Raw genomic sequence first — 22,446 nt, forward strand, 5'->3', positions numbered from 1 at the left:
GCGATCTATCTTTCATTCGGCCGCGACAGCGCGAAAGTCCGCAAGGCTCCGCCGCGAATGACCCGCAGCAGAATTCCCGCCGCGGCAATATGCTCTGCCTGAAGCAATCCTATGATGACGGCTTCCAGCTAATGAATGCCATCGATGTGGACCAGGGTCGCTTTGGCGCATCCAAAGGCATCGCCCGTTCGCTGTCGATAATCTACTGTAAGGTCGACTGTGGATGGGTCATTTCATGGTCAAAGTGGCGACTGATTATCGACGTGCCGACGAGACCAGGCGATCGACAGCTCAAGGCTGCCTTGCGCTATCCACTGACCATCATTCTCGGCACCGACGCAACCGTCAGGCTGCTCCGGGAGCTGTCAGGGCATGTGGCGGCTTGCTTTTTTCTCCACTGCTTGCAGACCGTAGCGGGCTTGCAAGGGCAAGCTCTGGTCTGCTCTCGGAACCTTGGAAGGGATGGCATTATCTTCAGAGGGGACGGGCAGGGCTCGCCTCAGGAGGGGCTTCGGTATTCCAATATTCGCGCCGCAATCGCTGACGTGGTCTCCGCAGTTCGGCCAAACGTACTCGCGGTTGAGGTATTTCGACTGGTACGCCCGCCGATCTCGCGTGGCACGAGACCATCGAATGAAGAGCACCTGTGAATTGCGTTCGGATATTCGGCGGATGCAGGGGCTCACCATGCCGGGGACGCGTCCCATGCAACGGTGACGTGCATGAAGGCCGCCCAGCACCGCCGCATGGCGGACCCCGCCCGGTCTTTCTGCAGGCTATCAAGGATCGAAGCCAGGCGGTTGTTGATGGTCGTGGCGCGTGGGTCGTGCTCACTGCATATCGATGAGGTCGATAACATCGATAGCAGGAAGAGGTCGTGGTTCTCACCACCGAGTGCTGCAGGCTCTTTTGCTCCGAAAATAACCGCGGGCTTGACGTCCGGCGGGCTCACAAGTCTGCGCCGGCCGGCTACAATTCGAGGACAGAGCAGGAGCGAATGAACATGTCGACGGCAATGGTGGAGTACACCGACAGAACGCCTTCCTCAGGCGAGGAGAATAGGCTTGAATTGCTTCGGGAAATGGTCAGGGACTATGCCGCCAATGAGATGGTCGATATCAAAGCGCCGCAATTCCTGTGGCCGATACTGTCCCCATTGGAAATCGGGCTGACTTCCGAACTCGGATGGGAACTCGGGCCAACACCCGACCATCAGAAATATGGCTGGGATGGCTCCTATGGCTGGGTCATCGAAGCCGTGAAGGAGATCTATCCTGTATGGAACAGTGTCGAAGAAGAATTCGGCTGGGGCGCGATGCTGAACATCGAAAAACCCAACATTACGGAGGCGATCACTCGTCCTGCAGGAGCAGAATTCATCGGCCTTGAAAGGATCGAGAATGCCCGCAAGCTCAGGAGCGCAAAGGGGATGAATTGGTACCGGAAAGTTTTGGATTTCCAGTTCGCGGATCGATGAATTCTATCAATTCGCTGAGACTGCTGGTCCTGAACACTCCTTCGTCGGATGCAGTGTCGATTGACATGCAGACCTTGGTGCCGTTCTCGTCGATATGAACCTTACGACCCTCTAACATGCGCGCATATCTGTCATGCTCCTCCCGGAAATGCAGTATAAGCATGTTCCGGAGCACAGCGTTCCGAATGGCGGCTAGAACTTTTCCAAGCCCTTCGGGGGCGAAGCCGCTCTCCTCGCTGCCGTCGTCAAGCTTGACGTGGAAGAACAACTTTCCTTGCCGGGCTTCAATTAGAATGTTCAATTCACGCTTCCTATGACATAAAGTGGCCTATCGAGAAACAGTAAACATTTCGCGACGAAATCCGAATTTTCGCTGGGAAAGCTTACTTGTGATGTCGCATTCGCCCTGCCTTAGGCCTTCGGCAATCCGAAAAATCCCCGTCAACTATCCCAGTTAGTTCGCCAGCGAACCAGTCTCCACTTTGACTGCAAGTCGGTATCATTTGCCATTTGCCCCACCTCTCGCGGCACCCTGAAGACAAGGATTTCGATATCGCGATCGAAGAAGTTCGGATCCTATCGAATTTGATGAGTTTTCCTAACCATATCTCAATCCTTTGCCGTCAAAACGCCGCTCCCGGCACCAAGCCTGCCGGAAAAAAGGAACCGAATTCCATGATGAAATTCATATCGATAGTTGGGCAGGACGGCCGTAAAGCCAGAACTTAAGCCATCGGTATGATTCATGCCGATGGCTGACATCGGCTTCGGTTCGCCCTTCCCCAGCTAGCCTGTTTATCTAGCTAGGAAGGATCGTAGTCATGAGCAAACAGCTCGCCTCTAAACATTTTTCTCCCAACGGACAGATGATCTGCCGCTGGCTGAGCAGACGGCACCCGCTGCCGTATCGCGATGTTTGCTCAACGCGTTGGCCGCCCCGGCGGACGGTCGTCAGGTCCGCCGGATCCTCTCGTAACCTTCTCCAAGATTTTCTTTTGAGACGCTCCGCTTTGACGCCGTATTCGCCGCTCCGGTTGCGGGTCCGTAATGGACACGCGCTCAAGCGACCATTCGAGAGGACAATTTCATGTTCGCGAAGAACATATCGATAGCACTGCGGGAAGTTCGCAAAGCTCAGGGCTGAAGCCCCCCGGGTGTGTTCCGCCGGGATTTCAAGCCCGGCTTTTCGGCCCTCCCCTTGATCGATGGATGACGTGGCGGTTTCCCGCGACGGCTTGCGTGAACGTTTCCACGACCGGAAGGTCGGGTCTGGTTCCGCCTGCTGTCGGAATCCTTCCCGTCGCCTGCGGTCGGCTCATCAATGCGTTCGTCGCCTGTCGGCGGGGCGCTCCGATTATCGCAAGGGAAACGAAAATGCGCTGCCACAACCTCCTGCTCGCCGAAGCTTTGAAGACGTCCGCCCACGGGTTCGGCTTCCGTTCTGACGCGCTCGCCAACCATCAGGTGGCCGAGATCCGCAGCTCGTCCGGGGGCTGGTCTATACCGATGCCGCTACACGTGACTGGGGCCGGGATGCCTCTGCGGTAGACGTCGAGGACAGCGTAGCCAACCGTGTGCCGCGACCGAGGAAGCGCGGCTCCAAGGTAGGCGCCGTGGTCGATCCGTTCCGCCGCAGGACCATTCGGTTCGACAGCGGCCTGGAAGAGTCCGTACTTGTAGTCCTCGTCACCCTGCCCCAAACCCTGGAGATCCGCGAACAGCAGAAAGCGGAGTACATCCAACACGGCGAGAAGCGAAAACACTACTTCGACTTCGTCCAGCGAACGGCATCAGGCAGGATCGCCTACGCCGTCAAGTACAAGGAGGACGTGGATGACGACCTCCGAGAAACGCTCCGGCTTGTCTCTGAACAACAAGGCGATCGGTTCGCCGACGAGTTCCGGATCCTGACCGAGAAGGACCTGACGCTGACGCAGATCGAGAACGCTAGGGAAATCTTGGCGTATGCGTCCGACTTCGACTTCGAAGGTCAGGCGCTCGTGACCGCCGCGCTTCGCGGGCTTCCTCCGCGCGTACTGCTCTCGGACATCATCCGGGCAACAGGCTTGGGCGACCGCGGGCGACGCGCCGCCGTGACCCTTGTCCAGAAAGGACTCCTGAAGGTCCCGGCAAACGTCCGGCTGGCTGACAATGCACTCCTCGTCAATCTCGCGGCACGCGAAGTGCTCCGTTAATTCAATCCTTACGGGAACCCAATAAAGGCGAAGGAAAACAAAGATAATGGGGGCGTGCGTGAAACTGATGAATCCAGCGGTGTTGGCGGGAGACTACGAAAGACCTCACCTATTTGGCCGACACGACAGGCTCGTCATCGACGGTCAGTCCTTCAGGGTCGAGCGCAAGGTCAAGGACTCGCACGTGCTGCAGCCCGTGACCGGCGACCTGATCGCCGAGGACTTCTTCGTCGTAAAGACGGACAAAGAGATCAACGGCCTGATCCGTTCGAAGCGCATTCGCATGGACGAAGGCTATTATTCCAAGGCCCTCGGGATCCTGCGGGTGCGGTTCGACGACTCCGACCTCAGCGATCTTTCGGAAGAGGAACTGAGGACCGTCGCCTGGAAGAAGGAGTGGTGCGTTCGTTTTCTGGACGCCGCGGCCAACGTCGAAGGGCGTTGGCGACCTCGCCGCACGATCGATGACTGCGCGCGTTTCATTGAGGAGAACGCGGACCGCATGGATCGTTGGTACCTCGACACATTCGGAGAGCGACGGCGGCCCGGCCGGCGACTCCCAGGCGAAGTGCGGAAGGCATTCGATTACCCAAGCCCTCCCTCCCTAAAGAAATGGATGGCAAAGTTCATTGCGGGGCACTGCCGCATGGACAGCTTCCGTCCGCGCTACTCGAACTGCGGAAACCGGGATCAACTCGACCCCCGCGCCGCCGCGGTGATTGCCGTTGAAGTCCAAAAGTTTGCCAGCATCCTGAAGCCCAAGATGGCGGACATCTGCCAGAACGTTGAGCTGGCCTTCCACGAAATCAACAAAAGGCTTCCGCCGCAACAGCATGTCTACGCCAGCGACAACGCCATTCGCCGCAGGATTCATGCGCTCGACCCCTTTATGGTCGACGCCGGCCGTGAGGACAGCGACTACGCTCTTCGGAAATACACACCGGTCGGCAAGGGGCTTTTGGTCACCACGGCGTTGGGCCGGGTCGAAATGGACGACTGGGAAGTCGACCTCCATGCGCTCATTGAGCGCTCCGCTATCTGGAAGGTCTTGAAGCCCGAGCAGCGAAAGCTTGTGCCCCGCGTCCGGATGGCCTTTACGGCGGGAATCTGCTGCGCGTCCCGCGCCATCGTCGGGTTCAACCTTTCCATCAACAGTCCCTCGACTGCCACGACGAAGCCGGCGCTCAGGTCGGTAATGGTCGACAAGACCGAATTGGCGGCTGCGGCGGGCGCAAAGGCCTCTTGGCATATGCATGGCCGCCCCACCTATGTGGCGACTGACGGAGGACCGGCGTACGGCAGCGAATTCGATGACGCAGCGATGCGCGCTAACGTCAGTCGTGTGATCCCAGAGCAAGACCCCCGCATGCGCGGCACGGTCGAAGCCTTTTTCCGCTACATGAAGCGCCTTTGCCGCTACTTCGCCGGACGAGCGTTCGCGAACGTTGTCGAACGGGGAGACTATCCGGCGGAACAGCTCGCGGCGCTGACGGTCGGAGAATTCTACAAGACCCTCATCGTGTTCATCGTCGACTACTACCATCTCCGCCCCCACCGTGGCCTCGAGGGCCGGACGCCGTACGGCAAGTGGATGGAGCTTGAAAAGGCTGGCCTGCCGCCTGCCCCATCCAAGCAGCAACTGGCCGTTGCCTTCGGGCTGCGGCGCAAGGATCGCAGCATCAGCAAGCACGGCGTCGAGTTTCTGGGGATTTCATACAACTCGCTGGAACTCGCTCGTCTCTATGCTCTCTTGGGCCAGAAGAAGGTCGACGTCATCATCGAACCTGAGGACCTGGGCGGCGTATACGTCCGGATTCCCAAGCAGTTCAGGGGTCGGATCAAAGGAGTCCCCGAAGACCAGCACTTCCTCACGGTTCCCAGCGTGGACGGCACAGGCAACGGGAAGACGATTGCTGAAACGCTCCTGGCGAAGCAGGCGGTGCGCGAGTTCGTCAAAGCCGAGCAGGCAGCAGGGCGAACGATCCGCATCGATGCCCATCGGCACTTCCTTGATCTGGCCGAAAACGTCCGCAAGAGGGCCGCCATCGCGACCCACGAAATCACGGAAAAGACGCTGGATCTGATCGAAGCTCGGATCGTGTTCTCCGGCAGGGCAGGACTTGGGTCTGTTGAACATGCGGCCGAGGAACCCGAGGGCGACGGTTTGGGTACAATCGTCGCGCTCTCGACGCGACGCAGTGTCGATACCGGGCAGAAGTCCCTCCCGTCTCCGGAATCGCCCCACGAAGAAAGTTCACCAAAGCCGAAGCCGTTCGGCGGAAGCATGAACCTTTACGACGGAGACGACGAATGACGCGTCAACTTGCCGATCAGGGGCTCCGTGCAGATCACGAGCGTGCCGACGGTACGCCCGTGACGGACTGGAACGATGCCATGTCCGACGACGACTTTCTCGATACGATCGAGAGCCGCCTGAGCGAGAAGGACAAACGCGTCAAGCAGATGCTGGAACGCGCGAAGAGCGTTTACGTGCGCTGCGGACGGGACGACGTCGCCAAAAAGACTCTCTCCCGCTTTGTCGCGATGATGCTGGCGAAGAAAAACAATCGGAGAGACGACGGCCGCATCCTGTTCGTCACCGGCGAAAGCGGCGCGGGAAAAACTACCTTGGTGGAGCGCATGCTTGAGGAAAACCTCACGCTGGCCCCGATCAAGAAGTCGTATGGCACCATCGAACCCGTGATTTCCCTTACGCTGATGGGACCTTCGACCCTCAAGTTCCTAGGGCTGAATATCCTGCGGAAGGCAGGTTACAAGATCACCCGCAAGTACGAGCAAGGCGAGGTATGGGACATCCTCCCCGAGCAGCTCCACCTGCGGAAGGTTCTTGTCATTCATATCGACGAAACGCAGCACCTGCTGAAGCTGACCGAATCCGACAAGGAGCGGGACTCCGTCAGGAAGGCGCTCAAGGGCGTCATGAACTACACGCCGTGGCCTGTCAGCCTCATCATGTCCGGCATGCCAAGCATCACCTCCCTCGCGAAGCTTGACGAGCAGATCGAGCGGCGCGCACGACACCTGCACCTTCCGGATGTCGTTCTTCCAGCGGAGCGCATCCTCATCCTCAATGTCGTGGCCGCTATGTGCGAAGCGGCCGGGCTGAACCCCAGCAAGGTGCTGGAAAGCGACCTCCCGGACCGTATCGCGCATGCGGCCAGGTATCGGTACGGACGGATCGCTCAGGTGATCCTCGCCGCGATTGAGCAAGCGGCGTCGAAAAACGCTGCCGCTCTGACGCGCGACCATTTCGCCCTAGCCTACATCGAACATTCACAGGCCCGCGGCCATGACGAAATGAACCCCTTCCTTGTAGACGACTGGATTCGATTGGAGCCCGGCCTATTCATGATCGAGGACCACTGATCATGAGAACGAACGGGCGGATTCTCGAACCGCTTGCGTTTGCCTATCCGCTCGAGGATCAGGAACCGGCGGCGGGCTTCGCGTCCCGCCTGGCGGTCCTGAATGGCCGTTCGCTGAAGGATCTCCTCCGCGACATGAGCATCCATCAGCGGAGCCTCGACAAGGGTGTCCCGTCGGCAGTGCGAGACATCGCCACGCTTGGACGGGCAGACCCGGAAACCCTGCTGAGGTTTACGCCCATTCCCAAGGGCGGCAGATTCTACGAGGTAGCAGACGAGACAGTCGTCCGGCTTGCGGTCAATCGGACGTATTTCCGGTTCTGTGCCCGCTGCGCGCGGGAGGACATGGACCGCTATGATGGTCCGTCGTCCAGCAGACCGTGGCTCCGGCTTCAATGGACCTTGTCTCATTTTCGGTCCTGCGGCCGGCACAATGTTCTTCTCACTGCGACGAACCCCATCCGAACGCCTTTCGCTCCGTTCGATTTCAGCGGCACGATGCATGGGCTGATTCCGAGCCTTCACCAGATTGCTGACGCGGCGATCCCTGCGCCCGCCTCCCCTTTCCAGACATGGCTTCAGAATCGGCTCCGCGGTGTGCGGTCGCAGGAGAACTGGCTGGACGACCTCCCGCTGTACGTGGCGGCCCCGTTCTGCGAGGCTCTCGGCGTTTCCTCGCTGCACGAGCCCAAGGTCAAGGTCGCGCAGTTCACCGCCTCCGACTGGGCCGCGGCCGCCGATGAAGGATTCCGTATTGCCAGCGTCGGTGAGGAATCCCTTCGCACGTTTCTCGGAAGGCTCAACGACGCGCAGTCTTCGACGCGCGGTTTCTGGGGTCCACGGGACACCTACGGTTATGCATACGGCCTGCTCCAAAAGACGGTGGACGACCCGGCATACGCCAAACTGCGCGACGCCGTGCGCCACTTCGCCCTGGCGACCATGCCGATCGAACCCGGGACCGACGTGCTCGGAGAGCCAGCGGGCGACCGCAAGGTCCACACGGTTCGCACCGCGGCCCGGGACTCCGGCGTGCATGCCCTCACCATCCGTCGGCTATTCAAGCGGATGGGCATCGACGGCGCGGGAGAGCGATCCGGGGTCATGGACCATCGCATCCTCGCCACGTCCGGCGACGTCCATCGAGTCGTTTCCGAGCTCAAGGATGCGATCACCGCTCCGGAGGTCGAGAAGCTTCTCGGCGTTCCCCGCCTACACCTGAAGGCATTGGTCGCCGGCGGGCACCTTTCTGCATTGGCAGATACAGGCTCTCGAAGGAATGCGAAGCGACGTTTCTCAACAGAAGCAGTCGAAGAGCTTCGGACCCACCTTTTCGACGGCGCTTGCGAGATTTCAGAACCAACCGAGCGCCAGGTCGATGTTATCGGCGCGCGACGTGCGTCCTCCTGCAGCATTCCAGACCTTCTCGACATGGTCTTCACGGGGAAGCTGAGCTGGAAAGGCAGGCTTGTTGGCAGGATGGACTACATGGCACTGCTGCTGGACGCCGACGAGATGACGCGGATCGTGCGTTCGCGCGAGACGCGCACAAACCTTACCAAGGAGGAGACAGAAGCTTTCCTTCCGGGGACGCATGATCGGGTCGTCAGCGCCTTGATCGCGTCAGGCTATCTGACGTTGATTGAGGAATTCAGCCCTGACGCAAGGCGGATGATCCCGGTTGTTTCAAGGGAGAGCGCGGAGGCGTTCAGGACGCGCTTCGTTTCGCTTGGCGAGCTCTGCCAGAAGACAAATATGCATCACAAACAGGTCCGTCTGATTCTTCGATGCGCAGGCGTCGAGGCGGCGGTTCCCCAGGAGAATCTTGGGGCTTTCTTCTATGAGCGTGAGCGGGTTGAGGGATTGGAGGCTTCGTCTCCCACCTTTTGGACTTACGAAAAATCAAGTGCGCAAGCGCGCCTAGCGAGGGCCGCCGGGAAATCGGAAGAACGAACTTCCGTCTCGAACACGACCCTCTGACGGCGAATTTCAGAACCTACCTGTTCCAGACAGCGAGTTAGCGTGTTTCATCCTGCACTGATCTCTCACCTCCTGGTCGACTATCCCTTGAAGCATCTGTGGCAGAGAGATGATTCATTTGATTGGCGGACAGCCAACGGTAAGGCCATCGGGGTTGACATTGTCACGACCTACTCGGACCACTGCTATACGGATTCCGGGCTACCACATGTGGAAGGTTGCTACTCGATTGGCACAGCGGAAAAACGCCGGGTGTTCTGCCCGGACAGGCATGCCCGATCAACTCAGTTGCCGATGATGATCAACGCGCTGGCCTCGAAGCCGGCGGCCACGGTCAGCCTAACGCACCGCCGGAACTGGATGAGCTTTCAGCTCAAAACGAATCCTGCGCTCGTGGCAGGGCAACGCTATTACATGTTCTTCAATTTGGCGTCCGGGGGTATCTCCGCCTCAGGCCGCCATGTCGTCCGGCTCCATGTCGAAAGCGCCTATGCTAAGGACGTGCGCATCGGCGTCAGGCGAAACGCTCCGTTCGGACGTCTCGTCGAAGAAACCGTTTTCAAGCCCTAAAAAGCTAAGAGCGGCCGAAGCCGCCCTTAGCTATATTCCACCTCGATCTACCAAGTCTTTCGACCCACCGGCGTAACCGTGTGACCAGGGTTTCCCCTGATGGGCTAGCGCTATCCGCAGTACGCTGCGTCAATCGATTAGTCGCTAGCTTTCCCTACGCGTTTCATCGCAGGGACGGTGATAACAACGAATTTGTACCGCACGGGTAGCGGGATCTCAAGAGGAAAGTTCGCCGTCCTGGAACGGCAACCAAGGTTAGTTACCATGTGGTGCCAATCGTCCCCGTCGCACATCAGCTCGAATGCGATAGGCGTTCCGCAATATCCGCACCATGCATACGCCTCGTGATAGAGGAAGCCGGGCAGTTTGACGCTCTTGCATTGGGCCGCTCCGATCCTTCCTTGAGAAATCTTGGGGCGGGACATCATCGAGGCAGCCCTCGACACCGATGTCGCAGGTGCCTTCTTCTACAGTCGCGATCACGTCCGTCTGGCCGAAAGCCGGTCGCAGTCTCTCTGGTCCTACGAAAAACCAGCGATCCAGAGAAAGGTTCGCTCGCTCAGTGGGTCACCCAAGGAAGGCTCATCTGTTTCGCGTACACAGTAGAAATCTGCCTGCGATCATCTCTGCAAGCCAAGTGACGTCGCAGTGTCCGCGCGTCGCCGAAGGCCTGCAGGAACCGCTGCTTGCAGCGCTTGCTTTCCTCCCGCACGACAACTTCAAAGCCGTCGTCGTCGAGATACTTGTCTATGAACGCCATTAGCTTAGGCCCGGGTTCCAAATCCCATGCGAGAATGCGACGGACGGCCCTGTACAGATTTCCTAAATGGGAGGGGTTGGGTAGCAGGCTGATGTCCATGGTTCCGCGACGGACGCCGTCTAGATACGAGTCTGCACAGATCACCTTGCGCTCTTTCAGATCGTATAGGATTGCATCCCAGTCGAAGAAGGTACACTGCGTGATGTCTTCCAAACGGGATACCTGAACGTGGCCTTCCCGGGCCGCCCAAGTCGTCTCCATAGCCCAAAAATCCAGCTTCCAGCCATCCGCGCCGAAGGAATAGCCCCCGAACTGGTTGTTCCGGGCACCGTTTCTGGCCGCCAACTCGGCTACGGACCGGGCCGGCGCTTCTATCACTAGATCGATGTCGGAGTGAAACGCGCACTTTCCGGCTCTGGCGATATCTCTGACCATGCCGCCGACGATCGCAACGCGATCGAAGTCGAGGAAATGCTTCCTCAGCAAGGCGCGCAGGCGTACGTTTGCAGCGGATTTTTCCCACCAAAGGTACTCATCCATTCGCCGCTTCACGATGCGTTGCTCTGCCGCGACCCTCACCCTGGGATTTCCCTTATCTGCTCCCATAACTTCAACGCAAACGAATCCGTCATGCCCGACACCATGTCCGTCAGTAAACGCAGTTCGCGATAGCGTATCGCCGCTGCTTCTCCCAATGCTAAACCGCTTCGGCTCGCTTCTTCAATATAGTTCGGGCTCACAAGAGACCAGCCGTATTTTGCCACCGCGCTGATCCGCTTTGATGCCATGTCGTCAAACTTCTTTCGATCGCTGATTGAACGCCAGAAGAATGTCATCAAGCCGTCCAGGGCCGCGGCTCCGATGGCCTCCATCTTGAGGACAGCGGGGTTTGCGAACGCGTGCTTCTTCGCAACGTCCTTGAGAGCACTGCATAGCGCCACTCCCTCCATGAGCGGCGTATCATGGACTTTGCCCATTATAGCTCCTGATGAAACCACGAAACTGTTGCTCGCCTCGTGGATGAGTTCCTCAATGAGAAAGGCCCGCAGGTATCCGATTTTGATATCCCGGGCCACGTCGGCGTCGCGCCCGCTTGCTTGCACCTTTGCGAACCTTTCCCGAGTTTTCTGAACCGCCTCGGACGAAGCGCTGCGCGGATCATGGAGGAGGATAGCCAACACGTCGTCCGGAGAGATTATCTTCTTCTTCATGACGTCGTCGACATCGAGAATGCTGTATGCAATGTCGTCGCAGGCTTCCATGATCCAGGTAAGTGGATGACGCTGCCCCTCAACCAACCCGACTTCTGCCCGAACCCAGTTCACGATCTCCCTTTCGGATTCGAAGTAGCCGAACTTCTTGTTCACGAGATGCTCTGGATCGACGGAAATGGCACCCACCGGGTATTTTAGCAGGGCGGCCAGCGTGCCAGCAGTGAGATGGAGACCTGCATGCTCTACGTTTGTCTGCAACCGTGTCACCAAGCGGAATCCTTGCGGGTTGCCGTCGAAGGAAAGGAATTCGCGGTGTAAGTGGGGTGGAACTGGCGTCTCAAGTTGAGCTTCATGTCCCTTCATCTCGTGCGTGAAGATCCAGTCCGAACGTTGGGCGAACCACTTGCCGATGGCCGCCTCGCCTTGATGACCGAAGGGCGGGTTTCCCAAGTCGTGGGCGAGCCCTATCGCTGACAATACGGGTTGGACGTGCGTATGTAGGTCCGCTCCGAAAAACGCGTCGCCTCGTTCGACCGCTATTCTCGACCCTATCGATCGAGCAAGGTTAGCCACTTCATGCGAATGGGTAAGACGGGTTCTGACTCCATCATTTTCTTCCATCGGCCAAACCTGCGTCTTGTCGGCAAGCCGGCGGACGGGTGCAGAGAACAGCAGTCGATCATAATCTTGCTGAAAGAACGACCTCCACCCTCGCGGGTCTATATCGGTCGAACTGACACGTCCCCAGCGCGCGGTGGACCAAATAGAACTCATTCCCCAACTCCAGTTTCATTTCTGGAGGAAGTCGTAACCTAGGTCTGGTTGTGAAAAGGTTCGCGGCGATATTGGGAAGCGCTTGGCGCTTCCTGCCGCAGCATCCGATGAGGCCGGCTCAGTGCCACCCGAGACGGGGGTCCATCGCTAGAATCGACCGACGCTTTGAAAGTTGCAGCTCCCCACGCGAGACTGTCTTGGATGAGACGGGAGAGCAAGCATGGGTCGCGATAGGAACACGGACATTGAACTCATGGGCGCAAGCGAAACGCGACGCGGCCCGAACTATGTCGTCCACATCAGGCGGAATGCCTTCATTGATCCGGCCGTCCCCCCTTTCTGGGAACTGACCGTCGAAGATTCCCAGCACTCATATCGAATCTTGGTCGGCGTGCCCGCCGACGAACTCGACGTCGTCGTTCAGAACCTGCCGGAACCCTCAGCGCAAAGGAATGGCGTCGACTTCATGCGCGGAGTCGTGGAGGCGGTCCTTCCAGAGGACATAAGGCGGCTCACCGGGGAGACGGTGCTGGCCTATAACGTGTACAACGTGAAATCGGCGCCACCGGGATCACCGTACAGAAAGGGACAGCGTTACAACGACGCCGACCTGGCGCGTCCGATTACATATACCGATGCAGATATCGCCGAGAACAACAGGCGCAAGGATGCCCTACTGAGGCGGCTCGAAGCCGAGATCGTGGAAGCGCGCGCACCCTCTCTCCGATTCTGAACTGTGGCGGCAGAACTGGTTTTTGCGTTCGCCTTGACAGGTGTTGCGCCCTAGGAAGCGCATGAAAATTTCACCTCTGACTTCCGCCTGCCCAAGACTCGCCGTAGTGCAGCCGCCGCGCGGGGAGCATGAAATCCAGTTGCAAGCTACAGCATATCGCTCGACGCAGCGTACTGGACTTTGACTTACATTTAGGCTGAATTGACATTCGGGAGCTACTTGGGAGGAAACCTATGTCGGGCAGCGGTGGCGGTGGCGGTGGCGAAGATTGGCGCCCCGTTTCGACGATTTCAAATCCAACAAGCACCGGATCGGGGGGCGGTGGAAATCCCGCGGGACTACCGAATCCATGCATGTTCACCGAAGTGACAAACTTGGCGTCGCCGAACATGAGTGTCGTTGGCACGCTTGTGATCGGATCTGTTCTGACTGTGGTGCTCCAGGAAGCGCCGCTACGGGTCGTGGCCATGTCCGGAGGGAATACCGCAGGATCGATCACGTCCGCGCGCCTTGCGGATATCATCCAATGTTTGCGCGCCGGGCAGCAATACGAGGCACGAGTTACTCAGATCAGTGGTGGCGCGGTGACGGTGGAAATCTATCCAGTATGACCACGATCGATATCGTAGGAGGCATTTACAGAGAAAAGTGCGCCTTTCCATATTGGGACCAACTACTCGGATCGGCGGGCCGCGCGGCCATGGGGCTGGTTGGTCTCGTCACCAAGATACGCCTCCACAGCGCTCTGTCCAAAGGCGAAGATTTAGCTGCCGAAGCGTCGTTCGGCGCGGCTGGCATTGAATTGAATATCACTCGCAGGAGCGCGCCAGTCGAGTTCGACTACCTGCATTGTCTAGCGGTTCCTCGAATATCGCCCGAGCGCGTCTTGGAAAAACTAGTTTTTCCCGAAATGACTGGCGAAGTCGTAATCAAGTTCGGAATGATGGAATGCGATCCGCGCATCACTGCCCACTACGGGATTTACGACCCACAGTCGGCGTTCGATCCTCTTTCCTTTTCGAAATCAGGTTCAAAGGCCGAACATCTGGCCATTGTCGCTAACCGGGGCGAAATACTGAGCATGGCCAAGAAGAATTCGGTCGATGACGCGGTCAGATTTATAATCTCGTCAGAAAACGCCGAAGTCGTTGTTGTCAAGGAGGGCATCGACGGTGCCACGGTATATTCAGGCGGCGAGAGCAAGCACGTTCCCGCTTTCAAAACCCGGAACGTGTTCTCCATCGGTTCAGGAGACGTATTCGTGACTGCATTCTCCTACGCTTGGGCAATCGGGGGGTTATCCGCATTTGACGCCGCGACATTCGCGAGCCGATCAACTGCTGACTACGTGGAAACACGGAATCTCGCCATCACAGCACCCGGTGCCGGAGATACCCACACACGCGAAACGGTTACCCGAGCCGGAGGCAAGGTGTATCTCGCAGGCCCGTTTCGCGAAACCGGACAGCGCATGCTCATCGATGACGCGCGGTCTCAACTCCGTGCGTTGGGGATGCGCGTTTTCAGCCCGATCCATGAGATCGGTCCCGGCGTGGCCGAACTTGTCGTCCGGCAAGACTTGGCAGCGATCCGCGAGTGCGACGCGGTCTTCGCGATTCTAAATGGCAGCAGTCCCGGCACCGTATTCGAAGTCGGCTACGCGAGAGCCTTGGACAAGCCTGTCTACTGCGTCGCGCAGAATATGCGCGACGTCGATCTCAAGCTTCCCAAGGGTGCGGGAGCCCATCTTCACGAAGACTACGTGAGCGCTCTTTTCCAGATCGCGTGGCGTTCATGAAGCGGGCACTGTTGCTCTCGGGCGGCATGGATTCCACCTGCCTTGCATTCTGGCGAAGGCCAGACTTAGCCATCACCATTGACTACGGACACAAAGCCGCTGAAGGCGAAATCCGAGCGGCAACGGCGGTCTGCAAAGCTCTTGGCATCGATCATCGCGTCATCAAATGCGACCTGTCCGCACTGGGCAGTGGCGATCTAGCGGGAAAGCCGGCCGATCCCAACGCACCTGCCAGCGAGTGGTGGCCCTATCGAAATCAGATGCTCGTGACATTGGCGGCCATGGAGTGCATCAAGCACGATATCGCGGTCCTCGAGATAGGCGCGCTGCGCACCGACGGATTCCACGTTGACGGGCGGCGGGAGTTCGTCGAGGCGTTGAGCTCATTGCTTTCCATGCAGGAAGGCGGCCTCGAGCTTGAAGCTCCTGCGGCCGAGTATAGCGCCCAAGAACTGGTGCAGGTATCAGGAGTACCGATGGGAATCCTTTCATGGGCGCACTCATGCCACGTCAGTGACTATGCGTGCGGTTACTGCAGAGGATGCCGTAAGCACTTCGAGACGATGGAGGCGATCGGCATTGGTCCCTATTGACCCGCGCCCGAATGCTGGCGCCGTTCCTCGTGGAGAGCCAGTTAGTTGGCATGACCCCCACATCGTCGAATTCGATCTCAGGCCGCTCTCACTCGGCGACCGATCGCTGGAAAGCGTTCTTCGCGCACGCCGCTCCAGCAGAATTCTCTCGGAGGCCCCGATCGAGGATGTTGCTTTTGCTATTCGCGAAACGCTGCGAGCCCATTTCGTCGGGGTCGCGGCGAAACACGGGCGGAAATTGAAGGCAGTGGTTTCCTCGGGCGCGCTTCATCCGGTGATGGGCGTGCTGCTCGGTCGGGATGTCCGTCCAATCGTCTATGACGACATCAGCGATCGCTTCCTCTCAGTTGGGGCGCGAGATCCCCAGCAGCTAAATGCATTCCTAAAAAATTGCCGGAAGGTGCTCCCGGAGGCCAACGGTCATTGGATTGCGCTCGTCGCTGACATCCGAGATCTGTCGCGCCTTTATTCGGACCATCAATCGCTCCTTTGGCGCGACGCCGGCGCTGTTATTCAGGCGATGGCGATGGTTGCCGAGGCTCGCGATCTGGCATTCTGTCCGCTTGGCATTCTTGGGCAGCAGGTGGTCGATGCACTTTTGCCATCGGCCAGCGGTCTAGTCGCCGTTGGAGTAGTGGCAATCGGAAGACGCGGAATTCATCAAAACGCTAGCTGAAGCTGGTCAGTTCGGTTGCCTGTGTTGATCGCAAATGCGGGATGCGCAGTCGGGCCGATCCGCCGCATGAAATCCCACATGATGGCGTCTAGGATACTCGCTCTGACCTTAATCCCTTCGGCGAACGTGAGGAACAAATCTTCCAGCTTGAAATAATCTCTGCTAGGGTCCGTTTCCGATTCAAACACGTTCATCATGACGCAGGCACGATACAGGTGGACGTCGATAATCGCGACGTCGTCAGAGTTCAGATAGTTTCTGACAATCCACGAAGCCGTTTTTGGGCCGATGCCTGGAAATGAGAGCAACCTGTCACGCAATTCTCGCGCTGGAAGATCGGTATCGAGTTCCTTGGCCATCTTCAGCGAACGGCACAAGTACGAAGCTTTCTGCGCGGCAAATCTGTACCGACGCTCCTTGCCGGCCATTTTGAACGGCCGAGACAGCAGGTCCAACATTTCCTGCTCCACCGCTGCCCCCTGAAGCATTTCATGCTCCCTCAGACGGTGGAACGCGACCATTCCCATTTCCGCAGGAATGCCATAACCGCCCAGAAGGCAGACAGCGATCTCCTCGAGCAGCGTGTCTCCCAAGCGGTGGTCGGCATAGCGATGTCGCCTGATTTGCGCTTCGGATTGATACTTCCAGAAGGATGGCGTGAAAAGCACGTCAGGCGAACCCCAAACTACTCCGGGCATAACCTCTTCGACATGCGACGGAACATGGAATTCCTCAATCTGTCCGTCGATATTGATCCAAACCCGCTGCATGTCGTGCCCTTTACCGCGCTACTAAAGCATTTGGGAGCTCAGTTCATTCGACGACATCCGCGCGCTCATGTCGACCATCGCCGACATTCATCCGGCAGACTTGCGCGAACCTGCCCTGACATTCGAACGCTGCGGCGATCTGGAGGTCCATGCGTCTCGGATGGGCCCTACGAGACGCTTGGTACATCGTCCAATGGTGCTCCGCCAGATGCGCGCTGCAATGGCCTTACCGGACTGGCAGTCGATGCTCCAGATGTTCTGTCGTCTTCCCAGCCCACTGGCGACGCCGAGAAGCGGACTGGGAGTGGAGTTCCGAGCTGATGTCCCGGATGTTCACCCAAGGAATACTTGGGTCAGCCGCAGATAGGCCCTCGCGAAAGGTCGTCGCGCCGGAGGTAGCGTTCAAAAACTTTCGCGATCCACTCCGACTTTGGGTACGGAACCATAGTGGGCGGCGGCTGCGAGCTGAACTCCGGCGCAGCGGCGCCCATCACGAAGACGTCGGTCAATCCTTTCGGCCGCAATCCTTGACATCAGGCAGTCAATCCTTGAGCGCCGGCTATGGCCGGATCGCGCTTACCAGCGTGGCGGCAAAGATTCGGAAGCCGCTAGCTGCCGAAGCCAATGGAAGGAGCAAGAGTTTGTCTGGGAATCATTCCGACGACATCGACCGGGAGATCGAAGAACATCCGGTCGACAGCAGTGACGATGGCGAAATCTTTGACCTGTGGAAGGACGGAAAGCATGTTGCCTACGTGGTCATTCCGGCAAAGACTGGGAAACGACACACAGTGGTTGGTGACTTGGGCGACGCTCATAAGGCGCTCGGAGTGTTGAATTCCGGCAAGCCAGAATGAGCGGCAGCATATGCCTCTGCATTGCGGATGATATCCGAATTTAACAGCCCTTTTGCACGCAAGTCCACGAAGACCGGATCGTCGAGCTTCAGGAGGGCGCCCTCGCCCCATTCCGCCTCGATGGCCTGCCACTTCTTTGTGACTTCCTGCCATCGTGCGTACTTCGCCCTGACGTCCTTCGACGCCGAGGTCGCCAAGTCCGAGAAGTTCCCCTTCAAGACGTTGGCCATCATTCTGACACTGCCGGACCGCTCGAGCCCGGCGAGGACACTAAGCTTTTCATCCTCGGTCAGCCTGCAGAAATACCGTGGCTCGTTTTCCATCGCGCAACCTTTCTGTTCTCGATACAGAAAGGGTCAGGCGCCAGGTTGCTGACGTCAACCGCAGCACGCCTCATATCCCGCTCCCTTTGGCTCGCCCGGAAGCCGAAGCAAGCTGACACCATAGCAAGAGATGAGGCGCGATTCCATGAGGGGGCGCGTTACGCTTCCATGTCGCTCCGGCAGTTCCACTCGCCCGTTCCCGATCCGGCAATCTCAGCCGACCGTTCCATAGTCGTGACGAAGCGCAATAAAATTGAGGTCTCTGGCTTCTGCTCCAAACGAGCCCAGGCGGCATAGTCAACGTCGCGAGACGGTAAGGGCGACTCCCGGGCATTGCTCTGTGGTACGTGCCCCGAATCCGAAACCCCAAAGAGCGATACGCAAAACAATCTGTAAACCCGAATGGATGTAGTTCTCGCAAAGGCTCAGTGTCGACAGCAATTGTGGTGGAAAGAAATACTGTGAACGACCACCAGCCTCACCTGACTTTTTTCATGGACGATTTCGGAACTCGTACCATGTGCAAACCGGGTGACGCCCTGCCTATGGAGTCTCATATCTTCAGCTTTGGCCTCGGCGGGATAATCGTTCCTTCGGAGGCGGTCCAGGCGCTGTCTGATGCCACAATTCGGTTCTGCAAGCGCTGGGGTGTACCGGAGCTGCACGGAAATAAGATTCGATCCGGAAAGGGCAAGTTCGGTTTCCTGAAACAGGACGAGGAACGGAGGAACCTCTTCTTCGAAGAGCTGGAAGCTCTGATCATCGATGATCGTATTACGGCCCATGCATGCGTGATCTGCCGCCCGGGCTATCGAGACAGGTACTATGAGAAGCACGCTGAAGGATCACGATGGCAGATGAGCCGGACGGCCTTCGACATCTCCGTCGAGCGTGCGGCGAAGTACGCGAGGCTCGCTGGCCGGAAACTCTCTATTGCTTATGAACGATCAGGCGCGGTCGAGGATCGCCTCATCGAAAATTATTTCGAGGGACTTCTCAAAAAAGGAACTGGCTTTGATGCAACAAACTCATCGAGGCATACGCCTCTCACGAAAGATGAGCTGGCAGAGACGCTTCTGACCATCTGGCCAGACGGGAAAAGCAATCCCATGCTGCAATTGGCTGACCTTGTGCTTCACCCCCTCGGTCACCGTCCAACCGGCTTGAAAAACCGAGCGCACGACCGATTGTCAGAAGCAGGACAAATTATCGATTTGAGGAGCAACGGCGACGAGACGATCGCGGTCAAGTACTCCTGCTACGATGATCCATACAAGGAATGGGTGAACCCTAGAAACACATAAGGGACCCGAAGGTCCCTTAAGGCGGTCAGCGTAAAGCCAGACCCCGTGGCAAAGCCATGAACATGTTATAGGGCGGTGCTTCCGGCTTTTCAAGCGCTTTTTTAGATCATCGGAACAGTGAGCCGGCCTTCAAAAGCTGCACGCTGCTCCGATTCCCGTTGTGGCTTTTGCTGCCAGGCGAGCTTGAGCTTCTTCCAACGCTGGACGGGGCTTCCGAGGCCAAAATGCAGCTAATGCTGATCTTGGCGGGCCGAAAAGCATCAGAGCACTCAACAGCAAAAGGTGCGGGGAAATTCGCGCTTACGGAGGATGGAAAGGCGCCGGACGAAAGCGAAGGAACCTTTATTGTGATTCCGGCTAGCACGGGGGTGCGGCACACAGTGGTCGGCACCCAAATTCGCGCCTACAACGAGCTTGCTGAATTGAACTCAGCCGGCGGATGAGCTGCGGCATACGCTTCCGCATTCCGGACGCGGACGGGATTCATTTGCCCTCGTGCTCGCATGTCGACGAAGACTGGATCGTTAAGATTCAGGAGAGCCCCCTCGCCCCATTCCGCCTCGATGGCCAGTCCATTCCGGGCAACCTCCTGCCATCTCGCGTATCTCGCCCTGACCTCTTCGGACTGCGAAGCCGCCAAGTCGGCGTAACTTGTCCCGAGGAGCCGATTCAGGGTGCGAACGCTTCCGGACAACTCGAGCCCGGCGAGAACCTCAAGCTTCTCTGCTTCGCTCGTCACGTAGATTTTCCGGCTTCCATCTTCCATGACCGTGGCTCCTCTTGTTTGAACCCAACCAAGGTCAGGCGCCAATTGGCAAACGTCAACGGCTCATCTCGTAGGCCTATTCCCCCCGAGGGATCTTCCAACTCAGCCCCGGAGGCACGCTCTCCAATCGGTGTTGAAGAGCTCGATGCAGAGGATAAACGTTCGGAATCTGCCCTGATCTCGCTGTCACCGTCGGTTCGTGACCGTCTTCATAGCGTCAAGGTAGTCCGTCGGCGCGGGTCATCCGCCTAGTCCTCTGCTGGTCTCTTCCCGCCAAGACCCCGGTTGGTAGTGCCGCCGTCGTCCCGCGCGCCACTCTGCTCAGGGGCATCGCGGGCTCGCCAGCAGTCAGACTGTGGTCTCAGCGCCATCTCCCGCGGTGACGGGTTGCCCAGCTCCTCTTGGGCGCGATCCGGATGCTAACGGGAGAGCGGCCTCGGCCATCGCCCAGGCGCAAATACCTCGTCCCGCACGAGATAGACTTGATCTTGATGCCAGAAACGGGGCCAGAAAACCCTTGTCAGGCACATCAGGATACAACTTTGCGTCTGGCAGGTACCTAACTTTGGGTGTGGAATATATTCCCAATTAAAATGCCTGCAATTTCAATTAGATCTGAAGGGGCCTGGATACAACTTTGGCTCTCGCACCAGCCACCACCTCGGCTTACAGTTCGCGAGATCATTCGCCTGCTGGAGGCCGACGGCTGGTATCTGGTTGCAACCAAGGGCAGCCATCGCCAATATAAGCATGAAGTCAAAGCCGGCCGCGTCACCGTGGCTGGCAAGCCGTCTGAAGAGGTTGCACAGGGAACACTGAACAGCATCCTCAAGCAGTCAGGTTTGAAGGAGTGATGACATGCGTTACGCGGTGGTGATTGAAAAAGCAGGAAGTAATTTCTCTGCCTATGTGCCGGACCTACCCGGCTGCATCGCGACAGGTGCCACTGTGCCTGAAGTGGAAACCGAGATTCGCGATGCAATACGCTTTCACATCGAAGGTTTGCGAGCCGATGGGCTGGATGTGCCCAAGGGTGTCAGCCTCGCGGAATACGTAGAGGCGTAGAAGGCAATTCACTCAATCGGATCAGGCTCTGATCCCGCCTGCTATCTCTACGGCAACACCTCCAGCGTCTGCTCGTCCTGCCCTATCCGCACGAACAGCACCTTGCGCCCCTCACCCGTGGGCACCTCGAAATACTGGATGCCGTCAGGCATTTCGCCGCAGGGCGGCTCGGGGATTTCATTGAGGTCGGCTACTGCTTTCAGTTCTTTCGCGTGGGCGGCGTCGGGGCTGAATGTGTAGCGTTTGACGGCGGCAGGCGCGGCGCCCTCGGTGTAAGGCGTCGGAGTCGATAACTTGTTTGCATCTAGCCATGCCTTCGGCCTGCCCAGATCAAAGCCTCTCAGCATGCCATCTCAGATGGTCGTCCATGAAGCTGGAGATGAAAAGATACGAGTGATCATATCCATCCTGCATCCGCAATTTAAGCGGAATACCCGCTTTGGCGCAGGCCGCCTCAAGCAGCCAAGGCCTCAGCCCGTCGTCAAGAAATCCGTCCGACGTTCCCTGGTCCACCAAAAATTCGGGGAAACGGTATCCGTCGTCGATGAGCGACGTCGCGTCGCAGGTTCGCCACGAGGCCTCATCCTTGCCCAGATACTTCTCAAAGGCCGGTCTCGACCAGCCGGCGGTGCTTGGCTGGGCGATCGGGGCGAACGCCGAACAGCTTTTGAAACGCTGCGGATTCTTCAAGGCAATCGTCAGCGCGCCATGCCCGCCCATGGAATGGCCGGAGATAGCTTGGCGCGCCATATCGGCTGGAAATTCAGCCGCGATGAGAGCCGGCAACTCCTCGGTGACATAGGAATACATGCGATAATTCTTCGCATAAGGCTCTTGCGTCGCATCGAGATAGAAGCCGGCGCCGGAGCCGAACTGCCAGTTGTCTTTTTCATCCGGAATGTCGGCCCCACGCGGGCTGGTGTCGGGACAGACGACGATCAGGCCAAGCTCGGCGGCCATGCGCCTGTACTCGCCCTTGTCCATTACATTGGCGTGGGTGCACGTCAGGCCTGAGAGATACCACACAATTGGACAAGGCGCCTCCCGCGCCTGCGGAGGTATGAAAACGGCAAAAGTCATGTCGCAACGGCAACTCGTCGACAAATGGGAATAGACGCCCTGCACGCCGCCATGGGCTTTCGTTTGAGAGATGATTTTCATGTGTTCTCCACGTTGCGGGTCGGATGACGGTCGCCCCCTACTGC

General features: G+C 58.2%; 23 protein-coding genes. 17 read left to right on the top strand and 6 right to left on the bottom strand.

Annotated features, from left to right (window positions below; all coding sequences use genetic code 11):
* The first annotated feature begins 131 nt into the window (after positions 1-131).
* The 7 genes from NKK51_RS10160 to NKK51_RS10190 all read left to right on the top strand — a co-directional run bounded on the left by NKK51_RS10160 (position 132) and on the right by NKK51_RS10190 (position 9,608).
* Complete coding sequence (locus NKK51_RS10160) at positions 132-650, top strand: hypothetical protein (RefSeq protein ID WP_352552604.1); 519 nt, start codon at positions 132-134, stop codon at positions 648-650.
* 347 nt (positions 651-997) lie between these two features.
* Positions 998-1,477, top strand: a complete 480-nt coding sequence (locus tag NKK51_RS10165) for a hypothetical protein (protein WP_352552606.1) — start codon at positions 998-1,000, stop codon at positions 1,475-1,477.
* Between the two features lie 1,613 nt (positions 1,478-3,090).
* Complete coding sequence (locus NKK51_RS10170; protein ID WP_352552608.1) at positions 3,091-3,672, top strand: PDDEXK family nuclease; 582 nt, start codon at positions 3,091-3,093, stop codon at positions 3,670-3,672.
* Positions 3,673-3,739: 67 nt separating this feature from the next.
* A complete protein-coding gene (locus tag NKK51_RS10175; protein WP_352552849.1) occupies positions 3,740-5,986 on the top strand; it encodes a TnsB C-terminal domain-containing protein in 2,247 nt (748 codons plus the stop codon).
* Positions 5,983-7,059, top strand: coding sequence for an ATP-binding protein (locus tag NKK51_RS10180; RefSeq protein ID WP_352511224.1), 1,077 nt, complete (start codon positions 5,983-5,985; stop codon positions 7,057-7,059). Before NKK51_RS10175 ends, NKK51_RS10180 begins: the two co-directional genes overlap by 4 nt.
* A 2-nt stretch (positions 7,060-7,061) precedes the next feature.
* Positions 7,062-9,038 (top strand): TniQ family protein, encoded by a 1,977-nt coding sequence (locus tag NKK51_RS10185; RefSeq protein WP_352552609.1) that lies wholly within the window; start codon positions 7,062-7,064, stop codon positions 9,036-9,038.
* A gap of 42 nt (positions 9,039-9,080) precedes the next feature.
* On the top strand, positions 9,081-9,608 hold the full coding sequence (locus NKK51_RS10190; RefSeq protein WP_352552611.1) for a YjaZ family protein: 528 nt from the start codon (positions 9,081-9,083) through the stop codon (positions 9,606-9,608).
* Between the two features lie 559 nt (positions 9,609-10,167).
* Here the strand turns inward: NKK51_RS10190 and NKK51_RS10195 are convergent.
* Positions 10,168-10,908, bottom strand: coding sequence for a hypothetical protein (locus NKK51_RS10195; protein WP_352552612.1), 741 nt, complete (start codon positions 10,906-10,908; stop codon positions 10,168-10,170).
* Positions 10,909-10,943: 35 nt separating this feature from the next.
* On the bottom strand, positions 10,944-12,356 hold the full coding sequence (locus tag NKK51_RS10200; RefSeq protein ID WP_352552614.1) for a deoxyguanosinetriphosphate triphosphohydrolase family protein: 1,413 nt from the start codon (positions 12,354-12,356) through the stop codon (positions 10,944-10,946).
* Between the two features lie 220 nt (positions 12,357-12,576).
* Between NKK51_RS10200 and NKK51_RS10205 the strand changes: the two genes are divergently transcribed.
* The 5 genes from NKK51_RS10205 to NKK51_RS10225 all read left to right on the top strand — a co-directional run bounded on the left by NKK51_RS10205 (position 12,577) and on the right by NKK51_RS10225 (position 16,156).
* Positions 12,577-13,089, top strand: a complete 513-nt coding sequence (locus NKK51_RS10205; RefSeq protein ID WP_352552615.1) for a hypothetical protein — start codon at positions 12,577-12,579, stop codon at positions 13,087-13,089.
* Positions 13,090-13,442: 353 nt separating this feature from the next.
* Complete coding sequence (locus NKK51_RS10210) at positions 13,443-13,700, top strand: hypothetical protein (RefSeq protein WP_352552617.1); 258 nt, start codon at positions 13,443-13,445, stop codon at positions 13,698-13,700.
* The gene (locus NKK51_RS10215; RefSeq protein ID WP_352552618.1) at positions 13,697-14,887 is read left to right on the top strand and encodes a PfkB family carbohydrate kinase; all 1,191 of its coding nucleotides are present in this window, start codon (positions 13,697-13,699) and stop codon (positions 14,885-14,887) included. The genes NKK51_RS10210 and NKK51_RS10215 overlap by 4 nt, the downstream gene beginning before the upstream one ends.
* Positions 14,884-15,480, top strand: coding sequence for a 7-cyano-7-deazaguanine synthase (locus NKK51_RS10220; RefSeq protein ID WP_352552619.1), 597 nt, complete (start codon positions 14,884-14,886; stop codon positions 15,478-15,480). The genes NKK51_RS10215 and NKK51_RS10220 overlap by 4 nt, the downstream gene beginning before the upstream one ends.
* Positions 15,467-16,156: a nitroreductase family protein gene (locus NKK51_RS10225; protein WP_352552620.1), complete on the top strand. Its 690-nt coding sequence runs from the start codon at positions 15,467-15,469 to the stop codon at positions 16,154-16,156. Before NKK51_RS10220 ends, NKK51_RS10225 begins: the two co-directional genes overlap by 14 nt.
* Here the strand turns inward: NKK51_RS10225 and NKK51_RS10230 are convergent.
* Positions 16,141-16,926, bottom strand: a complete 786-nt coding sequence (locus NKK51_RS10230; protein ID WP_352552621.1) for an 8-oxoguanine DNA glycosylase — start codon at positions 16,924-16,926, stop codon at positions 16,141-16,143. The two genes, NKK51_RS10225 and NKK51_RS10230, sit on opposite strands and share 16 nt — an antisense overlap.
* 548 nt (positions 16,927-17,474) lie before the next feature.
* Between NKK51_RS10230 and NKK51_RS10235 the strand changes: the two genes are divergently transcribed.
* Positions 17,475-17,783: a hypothetical protein gene (locus NKK51_RS10235; RefSeq protein WP_352552622.1), complete on the top strand. Its 309-nt coding sequence runs from the start codon at positions 17,475-17,477 to the stop codon at positions 17,781-17,783.
* On the opposite strand, the gene NKK51_RS10240 is transcribed toward NKK51_RS10235, so the two are convergent.
* Positions 17,741-18,106, bottom strand: coding sequence for a hypothetical protein (locus tag NKK51_RS10240; protein WP_352552623.1), 366 nt, complete (start codon positions 18,104-18,106; stop codon positions 17,741-17,743). The two genes, NKK51_RS10235 and NKK51_RS10240, sit on opposite strands and share 43 nt — an antisense overlap.
* A gap of 461 nt (positions 18,107-18,567) precedes the next feature.
* On the opposite strand from NKK51_RS10240, the gene NKK51_RS10245 reads away from it, so the two are divergent.
* From NKK51_RS10245 to NKK51_RS10260, 4 genes are all read left to right on the top strand, one after another.
* Positions 18,568-19,410 carry a DUF3800 domain-containing protein gene (locus tag NKK51_RS10245; protein WP_352552625.1) on the top strand — a complete coding sequence of 281 codons (843 nt, stop codon included), beginning with the start codon at positions 18,568-18,570 and terminating at the stop codon, positions 19,408-19,410.
* A gap of 158 nt (positions 19,411-19,568) precedes the next feature.
* Positions 19,569-19,853, top strand: a complete 285-nt coding sequence (locus tag NKK51_RS10250) for a hypothetical protein (protein WP_352552627.1) — start codon at positions 19,569-19,571, stop codon at positions 19,851-19,853.
* Between the two features lie 952 nt (positions 19,854-20,805).
* Complete coding sequence (locus tag NKK51_RS10255) at positions 20,806-21,030, top strand: type II toxin-antitoxin system HicA family toxin (protein WP_352552851.1); 225 nt, start codon at positions 20,806-20,808, stop codon at positions 21,028-21,030.
* A gap of 4 nt (positions 21,031-21,034) precedes the next feature.
* Positions 21,035-21,241 carry a type II toxin-antitoxin system HicB family antitoxin gene (locus NKK51_RS10260; protein WP_127293307.1) on the top strand — a complete coding sequence of 69 codons (207 nt, stop codon included), beginning with the start codon at positions 21,035-21,037 and terminating at the stop codon, positions 21,239-21,241.
* 47 nt (positions 21,242-21,288) lie between these two features.
* Here the strand turns inward: NKK51_RS10260 and NKK51_RS10265 are convergent, their stop codons facing one another.
* Positions 21,289-21,588: a hypothetical protein gene (locus tag NKK51_RS10265; protein WP_352552628.1), complete on the bottom strand. Its 300-nt coding sequence runs from the start codon at positions 21,586-21,588 to the stop codon at positions 21,289-21,291.
* On the bottom strand, positions 21,572-22,402 hold the full coding sequence (gene fghA / locus NKK51_RS10270; protein ID WP_352552630.1) for an S-formylglutathione hydrolase: 831 nt from the start codon (positions 22,400-22,402) through the stop codon (positions 21,572-21,574). Before fghA ends, NKK51_RS10265 begins: the two co-directional genes overlap by 17 nt.
* Positions 22,403-22,446: the final 44 nt, after the last annotated feature.

This window comes from Mesorhizobium sp. M0011 (assembly GCF_040324155.1).
GTDB lineage: Bacteria > Pseudomonadota > Alphaproteobacteria > Rhizobiales > Rhizobiaceae > Mesorhizobium.

Bases quoted from the DNA above. Each gene is read 5' to 3' on its own strand.
- NKK51_RS10160 (WP_352552604.1), top strand. From the start codon at position 132: ATGAATGCCATCGATGTGGACCAGGGTCGCTTTGGCGCATCCAAAGGC.
- NKK51_RS10165 (WP_352552606.1), top strand. From the start codon at position 998: ATGAACATGTCGACGGCAATGGTGGAGTACACCGACAGAACGCCTTCC.
- NKK51_RS10175 (WP_352552849.1), top strand. From the start codon at position 3,740: ATGAATCCAGCGGTGTTGGCGGGAGACTACGAAAGACCTCACCTATTT.
- NKK51_RS10180 (WP_352511224.1), top strand. From the start codon at position 5,983: ATGACGCGTCAACTTGCCGATCAGGGGCTCCGTGCAGATCACGAGCGT.
- NKK51_RS10185 (WP_352552609.1), top strand. From the start codon at position 7,062: ATGAGAACGAACGGGCGGATTCTCGAACCGCTTGCGTTTGCCTATCCG.
- NKK51_RS10195 (WP_352552612.1), bottom strand. From the start codon at position 10,908: ATGGATGAGTACCTTTGGTGGGAAAAATCCGCTGCAAACGTACGCCTG.
- NKK51_RS10200 (WP_352552614.1), bottom strand. From the start codon at position 12,356: ATGAGTTCTATTTGGTCCACCGCGCGCTGGGGACGTGTCAGTTCGACC.
- NKK51_RS10205 (WP_352552615.1), top strand. From the start codon at position 12,577: ATGGGTCGCGATAGGAACACGGACATTGAACTCATGGGCGCAAGCGAA.
- NKK51_RS10210 (WP_352552617.1), top strand. From the start codon at position 13,443: ATGTTCACCGAAGTGACAAACTTGGCGTCGCCGAACATGAGTGTCGTT.
- NKK51_RS10215 (WP_352552618.1), top strand. From the start codon at position 13,697: ATGACCACGATCGATATCGTAGGAGGCATTTACAGAGAAAAGTGCGCC.
- NKK51_RS10220 (WP_352552619.1), top strand. From the start codon at position 14,884: ATGAAGCGGGCACTGTTGCTCTCGGGCGGCATGGATTCCACCTGCCTT.
- NKK51_RS10230 (WP_352552621.1), bottom strand. From the start codon at position 16,926: ATGCAGCGGGTTTGGATCAATATCGACGGACAGATTGAGGAATTCCAT.
- NKK51_RS10240 (WP_352552623.1), bottom strand. From the start codon at position 18,106: ATGGAAAACGAGCCACGGTATTTCTGCAGGCTGACCGAGGATGAAAAG.
- NKK51_RS10260 (WP_127293307.1), top strand. From the start codon at position 21,035: ATGCGTTACGCGGTGGTGATTGAAAAAGCAGGAAGTAATTTCTCTGCC.
- NKK51_RS10265 (WP_352552628.1), bottom strand. From the start codon at position 21,588: ATGCTGAGAGGCTTTGATCTGGGCAGGCCGAAGGCATGGCTAGATGCA.
- fghA (WP_352552630.1), bottom strand. From the start codon at position 22,402: ATGAAAATCATCTCTCAAACGAAAGCCCATGGCGGCGTGCAGGGCGTC.